The organism is Pseudomonas sp. R62 (assembly GCF_000257605.1).
GTDB classification, from domain to species: Bacteria; Pseudomonadota; Gammaproteobacteria; order Pseudomonadales; family Pseudomonadaceae; genus Aquipseudomonas; species Aquipseudomonas atacamensis.
Genome location: NZ_JH635998.1, coordinates 1,700,229 through 1,707,865 on the forward strand (window position 1 = coordinate 1,700,229; position 7,637 = coordinate 1,707,865).

8 protein-coding genes are annotated in these 7,637 nt (G+C 62.1%); all 8 read right to left on the bottom strand.

The annotated features are described in order from the left end of the window. Positions 1–1,198 (bottom strand): ExeA family protein (locus tag OQK_RS08815; protein ID WP_038860785.1); only part of this gene is annotated, 1,198 nt, incomplete at its 3' end. Positions 1,199–1,208: 10 nt separating this feature from the next. Then, entirely contained in the window at positions 1,209–2,309 is a 1,101-nt protein-coding gene (aroB, locus tag OQK_RS08820; RefSeq protein ID WP_016772046.1) for a 3-dehydroquinate synthase, read from the bottom strand. A gap of 152 nt (positions 2,310–2,461) precedes the next feature. Next, positions 2,462–2,980 carry a shikimate kinase AroK gene (gene aroK / locus OQK_RS08825; RefSeq protein WP_024011270.1) on the bottom strand — a complete coding sequence of 173 codons (519 nt, stop codon included), beginning with the start codon at positions 2,978–2,980 and terminating at the stop codon, positions 2,462–2,464. A 4-nt stretch (positions 2,981–2,984) separates the two neighbouring features. Next, positions 2,985–5,063 carry a type IV pilus secretin PilQ gene (gene pilQ / locus OQK_RS08830; protein ID WP_016772048.1) on the bottom strand — a complete coding sequence of 693 codons (2,079 nt, stop codon included), beginning with the start codon at positions 5,061–5,063 and terminating at the stop codon, positions 2,985–2,987. A 13-nt stretch (positions 5,064–5,076) separates the two neighbouring features. Continuing rightward, positions 5,077–5,601, bottom strand: coding sequence for a pilus assembly protein PilP (locus tag OQK_RS08835; RefSeq protein ID WP_016772049.1), 525 nt, complete (start codon positions 5,599–5,601; stop codon positions 5,077–5,079). After that, positions 5,598–6,221, bottom strand: a complete 624-nt coding sequence (pilO, locus tag OQK_RS08840; protein WP_016772050.1) for a type 4a pilus biogenesis protein PilO — start codon at positions 6,219–6,221, stop codon at positions 5,598–5,600. The genes OQK_RS08835 and pilO overlap by 4 nt, the downstream gene beginning before the upstream one ends. Continuing rightward, positions 6,218–6,784 carry a PilN domain-containing protein gene (locus OQK_RS08845; protein WP_016772051.1) on the bottom strand — a complete coding sequence of 189 codons (567 nt, stop codon included), beginning with the start codon at positions 6,782–6,784 and terminating at the stop codon, positions 6,218–6,220. The genes pilO and OQK_RS08845 overlap by 4 nt, the downstream gene beginning before the upstream one ends. Continuing rightward, on the bottom strand, positions 6,784–7,637 hold an 854-nt coding region (gene pilM, locus OQK_RS08850; protein WP_016772052.1), incomplete at its 5' end, for a type IV pilus assembly protein PilM. The genes OQK_RS08845 and pilM, both read right to left, overlap by 1 nt.

Consider the following 7,637-nt stretch of genomic DNA (forward strand, 5'->3'; position numbering starts at 1 on the left):
CGATCTGCGTCGGTGCCGGGGTTGGCGCCGGTTTGGCGGCAGGAGTCGGAACCGGTGTCGGCGCAGGACCGGCCGGAACGCCAGCAGGCGGCGCGGAGGTGGTTACGGTCGGCGGCGTATCGCTGGAGCCTTCCAGCGGCACGCCGTCGTCGCCTTCGGTAATGCCACCGGCGGCTTCTGCCAGCGGGCCACGCATGACCGGCTGCGAGTTGCCGACCAATGGCAGCGGCATCGGCTGGGTGTTGCCGGCGAATTCGACGGACGGGTTGGCGCCGTTCGCTGCACCCTGACCCAATGGCAGTTGCGCCTGTTCATTGGCCGGAGCACCGGTGGTCGGTGCCTTGCTGCGACCCGGCATCAGCCAGGCGGCGGCAACCGCGACCACAACGACGGCGGAAATCGCCAATACGTGTTTCTTCGGCATGTTGAACCCCATACTTGGACGCTTGACCGCGGAGCGGCTGGCAATCATGACTTCGATCAGTGCATCGCGAGCGACCTGGTTGATGTTGCCCGGCCAGCCCTCGGAGCTTTCGTGAATATCAGAGATCTGATCTGCGGTGAAAAGTTCGACACCCCGGCCCGCGCCTTCCAGCCGCTGGTCGAGATATTCGCGGGTCTCTTCTTCGGTGTACGGCTGCAATTCGATGACGTGGAAACGCTCTTCTTCGAGCTGCAACGCCTCGAGCTGAGCGATCAGCGACGACTCGCCGAACAGGAACACATGCGGACGACCTTCCGGCGTGCCGGCGCCGAGCGCCATCAACGCTTCCAGCGCGGACTCGTCGAGCTGCTCGGCATCGTCCACGAGCAGATAGACTTCCTGCCCGGTCAGACCCAGTTGTACCACCTGCTCGAGAATCGCACCGACTTCGGCCTGAGCGACATCCAGCGCCTGCGCCACCTGGCGCAGCACGCCGGCCGCATCACCGGCGCCACGGGCGGAAACCACCACGCTTTGCACCGATTGCTTGTTGGTACTGGCAACGAGCGCCTGCCGCAGCAGGGTCTTGCCGCTGCCTTGCGGGCCGGTGACCACCAGCAGCAACTGGCTGTAGCGCGCCAGATGATGCAGTTGACCCAGCACCGGTTTGCGCTGGGCCGGGAAGAATTTGAAGCCAGGCACCCGTGGCGCGAACGGGTCGTGACTTAACTGGAAATGGCCGAGAAACGCCTCGTCGGCATGCAAACTAGTCATCGGAATCGTTTTAACCTTTAAGCTGAGCCAGGGCGCGGTAATCCGCTCCCAGCGTGGCCTGTAGAACCTCTTTCGGATAATCGTCGGTCACTACCGCTTCGCCCATCCGGCGCAGCAGCACCAGGCGCAGACGACCGTCGATCACTTTTTTATCAATTGCCATGTGTTGGAGAAAATCGGCTTCGCTCATCTCTTCAGGCGGAATGACCGGCAGGCCGGCTCGCTGGAACAGACGAATGCCGCGATCACGCTCCTGCCCGCTGATCCAGCCCAGGCGCGCGGACATTTCCAGCGCCATCACGGTACCAGCCGCCACCGCCTCGCCATGCAGCCAGACACCATAGCCCATGTGGGTTTCGATGGCGTGGCCAAAGGTGTGGCCGAGATTGAGCGTGGCGCGTACGCCGGTTTCCTTCTCATCGGCACCGACCACCGCAGCCTTGGCCGCGCAGGAACGCTCGATCGCATAGGTCAGCGCGGTTTGATCCAGCGCGCGCAGGGCGTCGACGTTTTCTTCCAGCCAGGTCAGAAACGGTTCGTCGCAGATCAGACCGTACTTGATGACTTCCGCCAGGCCCGCCGACAACTCGCGCTCCGGCAGGGTTTTCAGCGATGCGGTATCGATCAGCACCACGTTCGGCTGATAGAACGCGCCGACCATGTTCTTGCCCAGCGGATGGTTGATGCCGGTCTTGCCGCCGACCGAGGAATCGACCTGCGACAACAGCGTGGTAGGAATCTGGATAAAATCGACACCGCGCTGATAACAGGCGGCCGCGAAACCGGCCATGTCGCCGATCACCCCGCCGCCCAAGGCGATCACGGTGGTGCGGCGGTCATGACGGGCGGTCAGCAGACCATCGAAAATCAGTTGCAGGGTTTCCCAGTTCTTGAAGGCTTCGCCATCAGGCAACACCACCGAGATCACCGAGAACTGCGCAAGGCTGCGGGTCAGACGTTCGAGATAGAGCGGCGCGACGGTTTCGTTGGAGATGATTGCCACCTGCCGCCCGTGGATATGCGGCGCCAGCAGTTCCGGCTGATCCAACAGACCTTCGCCAATATGAATCGGGTAGCTGCGCTCGCCTAGATCGACCTTGAGTGTCTGCATGTGTCCCCACAGTGAAGATGGAAGCAGGCATCCTGCCCTGAAATTATTGGTGTTCTGCGGCCTGTAGCGGTATGACGCCGCTCGCCCGGCATCCGCCACACCCTCGGCGGACGCTGACAGGACGCCGAGGATAGCGCATTTCGGACGATGCTTTAACGGGGCGGCAACTGCGCGAGGCGGTCGAGAATGTCGAGCACCACCATGCGTGGCGGCCGCTCGTCGGTTTCCACCACCAGATCGGCAATTTCCCGATAGAGCGGGTCACGGATCTCGAGCAGGTCGCGCAGGGTTTTCGCCGGATCGGCGGTACGCAGCAGCGGCCGATTGCGATCGCGGGAGGTGCGGCCGACCTGCTGCTCGACGGAGGCGTGCAGATACACCACGCGCCCGCCTTCATGCAGGGCCTTGCGATTGGCATCACGCATCACTGCGCCGCCGCCGGTCGCCAGCACCACGCCATCGAACGCGCACAGCTCGGCGATCATCGCCTGCTCGCGGTCACGAAAGCCGGGCTCGCCTTCCTTGTCGAAGATCCATGGGATATTGGCACCCGTGCGCAGCTCAATTTCCTTGTCGGAATCCTTGAACGGCAGGCGCAGCTCTTTGGCCAGCAATCGGCCGATGGTGCTTTTGCCAGCACCCATCGGTCCTACAAGTATCAAATTTCGCACAGAATCAACGACTCACAGCAATCGCCTGGTTATTCATGATACGCGGAGTGAGAAATACCAGCAGCTCGGATTTTTTCTCCGAAACCACATCACGCCGGAAAAGGCGGCCAAGATACGGCACATCGCCAAGAAATGGCACCTTATCTACGACCTTGCTTTGAGTATTTGAAAAAACACCGCCGATTACGATGGTCTCGCCGTCATTTACCAGCACTTTGGCATTGACCTCGTTTTTCTTGATCGGCGGCACATCCTGCACTTTGTTCAGGTAGTCCGGCTCATCCTTGGTGACCTTGACCTCCATGATGATGCGGTTGTCCGGGGTGATCTGCGGAGTAACTTCCAGTGAAAGCGAAGCCTCCTTGAACGACACTGAGGTCGCGCCGCTGGAGCTGGCCTCCTGATAGGGGATCTCGGTGCCTTTGAGGATCTTCGCGGTTTCCTTGTCCGAGGTGACCACTTTCGGCTGCGAGACGATTTCACCGTTGCCGGTCTTTTCCATCGCCGTCAGTTCGAGATCCAGCAGCACGTTGTCGGTGATGAATGCGATGCCGATCCCCGAAGTGTTATTGACCGTGCCCATGTCGACGAACGGCGAGTTGGTGCCGGTGCTGCCCGGCGTACCGATAGTGCTCGACGAACCGTTGACCCCGGAGGCGTTCCAGTTGCCCTTGTTCTGCACCGAACCGCCCCAGCGCACGCCCAGGCTCTTGTCATAATCGACGTTGGCCTCAACGATGCGCGCCTCGATCATCACCTGGCGCACCGGAATATCCAGCTGCGCGACGATCCGCCGGAGTTCGTCGAGGCGATCCTGGGTCTGGTAGGCAATGATGTTGTTGGTTCGCTCATCGACGGTAATCGAACCGCGCTCGTCGACCTTGGCCTCGGCACTGGTCACGGACTGGAACAGCTTGGCGATGTCCGCCGCCTTGGCGTAATTGACTTGCAGCAGCTCACGACGCAGGGGCGCCAGCTCGGCGATCTGCTTCTGCGATTCCAGTTCCTGACGCTCGCGAGCGGCAATTTCATCGGCCGGCGCGACCAGCAGCACGTTGCCGATCTTGCGCTTGTCCAGTCCCTTGGTTTTCAGCACCAGATCCAGCGCCTGATCCCACGGCACGTTCTGCAGGCGCAAAGTGATACCGCCCTGCACCGTATCGCTCGCCACCAGATTGAGATTGGTGAAGTCCGCGATCAGTTGCAGCACCGAGCGCACGTCGATGTCCTGAAAATTCAGCGAGAGCTTGTCGCCGACATAGGCCTGACGGTCGGCGTTGCGCTTTTGCAGGTCGTCGATGCTCATCGGCCGCACGCTCACGGTGAGCTTGTTATCGGTCTGAAACGTGGAGTAGTCGAAGGTGCCGCTGGGCTCGACAGTGATCACGGTGCGATCGCCGGTGAGCGCTGCGTTGACGAACTGCACGGGCGTGGCGAAGTCCTTGACGTCGAGGCGCACGCGCAGTTTTTCCGGCAATTGCGTGCGGGCGAAGCTGAGGATGATCTTGCCATCGTGCTCCTGGATATCCGGGGCGATGGTCGGATCGGAGAGGTCGATGACTACGTTGCCCTCACCCTCGGTGCCGCGCTGGAAATCGACACCGCGAATCGCCCTGCTTCGTTGCGCGGCTGGTCTGGCAGGTGCCGCAGCGGCCGTGGCGGCACGCGGTGCAACGGCAGCCGGGCGCGGCGCAGTCGCGGAAGCGCCCTGACCGACCACCACAAACAGATTATTGCCCTCGACCCGCGTGCTGTAAGGCGCCAACTGCGTCAGGCTGACAATCAGCCGCGTGCGATCCTTGGCTTCGGCCACCGTGGCCGTGCGCGCGTTGCCGCTGCCCAGATCAAGATTCCTGCTGGCCAACTGGCTGGTCACGCCCGGCAGATCCAGTGCAATGCGCGCCGGCGACTCGGTTGTGTAGCCCTTGGGCTGTGATGGCGGGCCGTCGAACGACAGCTTCAGTTCGACGCGGTCACCCGGCAGCGCGGCAACATCCAGCGCTTTCAGACTGGCCGCCATTACCATCGGTGACACCAGCGCTATCCATAGCGAAAAACCGAGGGTGGAGAAAATCCTGTTCATTGTTCGACTTCCACTATGAGTGCTCTTTCAAAGGAATGGTGCGCGGCCGCTCCAGCCAGGCGCCGGCGCCGTCGGGCACGATCTCCACGACATCGACCTGGGTGGCGCTGATGGCGACAATGCGGCCGTCGTTGCGGCCCAGGTAGTCGCCGACCTTCAGGCGATGCACCCCGCCTGCGCCGCGCAACAGCGCAAACGAGCCCGAGGCATTGGCGATCGTGCCGACCATTTCGAACTGCTCGATATTGAATCCTTCAAGATATTGCTTGACCCGGTTAGGGTCGGGTTTGACGTTGCGCGAGCCGTGCTTCTGCCCGGCCAGATCGACCCGCGCCTGCCGCGAAAACGGACTGCGCAGGTTGGCGGCGCTGTAAGTGAATGTGGGGTAAGACCGGAATGTCGGCGTTGGTTCAATCTTGCCCGCCGGACGCAGGCGCACTTCGTTGAGGTACGCGTCGAGGTCGCTGAAGTCATCGCCGCCACCGCAGCCGCTCAACGCCAGCACCATGGGCAGGACGAAGTAACGAATCGGGGTCATTTCTCCAGCCCCTTGTCGTTATAGCGGTACGTCTTGGCAAGAATACTCATGCGCAGCTTCGTCCCGCCCTCGGGATTGGCCGGCGCCAGTTCGAAATCGTGCAGAGTCACAATCCGTGGCAGGCCGGCGACGCCGCTGACGAAGGTGGCGAGGTCGTGATAGGCGCCGGTCACGGTGATCTGGATCGGCAGTTCGATGTAGAACGGCTGGGTCACTTCCGGCAGCAGCTTGATTTCCTCGAATTCCAGGCCGCTGCCCAGACCAGTACGGGTGATGTCTTCGAGCAGGCCCGGCACTTCGGTATCGCTGGGCAATTGCCGCAGCAGCACGCCGAAGGTGTTTTCCATTTCCTTCATTTGCTGGGTATAGAGCTCAAGGTTCGCCGACAGCCGCGCCTTGCTGGCGAATTGTTCCTTGAGGGTGGTTTCCTCTTCGCGCTTGAGGTCGAGCTGACTTTCCATGTCGCTGATGAAGAAGTAATAGCCAAGCGCGAGGATCAACACCATCACCAGCGCACCGCACAGGGTTTTTACCGCCGGGGGCCAGGAGCCGATATTGCTGGTGTCGAGGTCGTTGAAATCGACGTTGCGCAGGCTTTGCAGCCACTCGGAGGCGTTCATTGCTCGTCCTCCACAACCTTGGGCTGGGTCTGACGAACGGTCAGCTGGAAGACGTTGGCCTGTTCGACCTGATCGGCGCTGGTGGCCTTGACCTCATTCAGGCTCGGCGCGTCGAACCAGTCGGACGCGTCGAGATTACGCATCAGCTCGGAGACCCGGTTGTTCGACTCCGCCGCGCCACTGATGGACAGGGTCTTGCCGGCCATTTTCACATCGGTGAAATACACGCCGTCCGGCAACGTGCGTGCCAACTGATCGAAGATTCGCCCGCTGATCTGCCGGTTGCCCTGCAGGTCCTGGATGATGCGCATGCGCTCGACCAATTGCTGGCGGCGCGCCTTGAGCTCGCTGATTTGCTTGATGCGTTCGTCGACCACGGCAATCTGTTTGCCGATGTAATCGTTGCGCGCCATCTGCCGCTCGATGGCCGCGGTGATGATCTGGTCAGCAATCAGCACCGCGCCGATCGAGCCGGCCAGCACGCCGATCAGGACCAGCAGAAAGCGTTTGCGCCGTTCTTCGCGGCGCTCCTCGCGCCAGGGGAGAAGGTTGATCCGCGCCATCAGTCGAAACTCCTGAGCGCGAGCCCGCAGGCAATCATCAAGGCTGGCGCGTCGCTGGCCAGCGCTCCTGCGTTGACCTTGCTGCCCAATGCCATGTCGGCGAACGGGTTGGCGACCTGCGTCGGCGTGTCCAGACGCTGTTCGATCAGACGGTCCAGGCCGGGCACCGAGGCGGTGCCGCCGGCGAGCAGGATATGGTCGACCGCGTTGTACTGGCCGGAGGCGAAGAAGAACTGCAGCGAGCGCGAGACTTGCTGCACCAGCGCCTCGCGAAATGGCTGCAGGACCTCGCTGACGTAATCGTCAGGCAGCCCGCCCTGTTTTTTCGCCAGGCCTGCCTGTTCGACCGTGAGGCCGTAGCGGCGCTGGATCTCTTCGGTGAGCTGGCGTCCGCCGAACAATTGCTCGCGGGTATAGATGATCTTGCCGTTGTGCAGGACGCTGAGAGTGGTCATGGTCGCGCCAATATCGACCACCGCCACGGTCAGGCGCTCCTGTGAGGCCGCCAGATGCGTTGCCAGCAGGCCGAACGAGCGCTCCAGCGCGTAGGCCTCGACATCCACCACCCGCGCGGTCAGGCCGGCGAGGGCCAGCGCCGCTTCACGCACCTCAACGTTTTCCTTGCGACAGGCGGCGAGCAGCACGTTGACCCGTTCCGGGTTGCGCGGCGAGACGCCCTGGACTTCAAAGTCGATGGCGACTTCGTCCAGCGGATAGGGAATGTATTGGTCGGCCTCGATCTTGAGCTGGTTTTCCAGTTCGTCGTCGGACAGCCCGGCGTCCATCTCGATGACCTTGGTGATCACCGCCGAACCCGCCACTGCCACCGCCACGCTCTTGACCCCGGTACGCG